Genomic DNA, 664 nt, shown 5'->3' on the forward strand with positions numbered 1-664 from the left:
TTATGCCCACCAATGAGCTCTCTAAATTATTAGAAGATGCATGCGAGCGAGCCGTCGCAAAAGTTCTAGATGAACAAAATGATGAGCTGCTTAGTATTCGTCAATTATGTGAACGTATCCCGGGGATGACTTATTACCTATTTAAACAACTTCGTAAACAGCAAAAGATTCAAAGTATCCGTGGTCACTATTCTCTAAAAAGTGTAAAAGCCGCCCTGCAACGCCCTTAGCCAAGAAGACAATAAAGCTATTACGAGTACTTTGGTAATAACCCTTTATAAAATTTAGCTTTCTCTTCGATTTTCTTGATGTTTTCTTGCACCTTGTTGTTTAAAGCGATCTTCATAGAATTGAGTTTCATTTCTTCTTTTATCGATTCCAACTCTGGTTCAACTAAATGCATTAGCAGTTCAGCAGCATACCGCTTTGAGTAAAAATCAAAGATCTCTTGTTTAAGTGAAAGAAATGCGGATTCACAGTCAAACATCACAATCTGCGTAATGATTTCTACAGACTCTCCTGATAAAGAGTAATAGTTTGCCTTAACTGAAATAAGGTCATATAAATTCTTTTTAGGCTCAGCCAAGGTGTCAATCAAATCTTTAGTTTCAGCAAGAACTTCATCTACATCAATATCCATAATCCTTCTCCTGACATACGTATA

2 protein-coding genes are annotated in these 664 nt (G+C 36.3%); one reads left to right on the plus strand and one right to left on the minus strand.

The genetic code is table 11. The annotated features are described in order from the left end of the window. Nucleotides 1-2 precede the first annotated feature (2 nt). Nucleotides 3-230, plus strand: coding sequence for a hypothetical protein (locus IRT38_RS17425; protein ID WP_194598350.1), 228 nt, complete (start codon nt 3-5; stop codon nt 228-230). 20 nt (nt 231-250) lie between these two features. Here the strand turns inward: IRT38_RS17425 and IRT38_RS17430 are convergent, their stop codons facing one another. Continuing rightward, on the minus strand, nt 251-640 hold the full coding sequence (locus tag IRT38_RS17430) for a hypothetical protein (RefSeq protein WP_227592184.1): 390 nt from the start codon (nt 638-640) through the stop codon (nt 251-253). Between the last annotated feature and the right edge of the window lie 24 nt (nt 641-664).

The sequence above is a fragment of the Acinetobacter sp. SK-43 genome (assembly GCF_015351505.1).
GTDB classification, from domain to species: domain Bacteria; phylum Pseudomonadota; class Gammaproteobacteria; order Pseudomonadales; family Moraxellaceae; genus Acinetobacter; species Acinetobacter junii.

Coding starts and splice junctions, on each gene's coding strand:
- IRT38_RS17425 (WP_194598350.1), top strand. CDS start 3: ATGCCCACCAATGAGCTCTCTAAATTATTAGAAGATGCATGCGAGCGA.
- IRT38_RS17430 (WP_227592184.1), bottom strand. CDS start 640: ATGGATATTGATGTAGATGAAGTTCTTGCTGAAACTAAAGATTTGATT.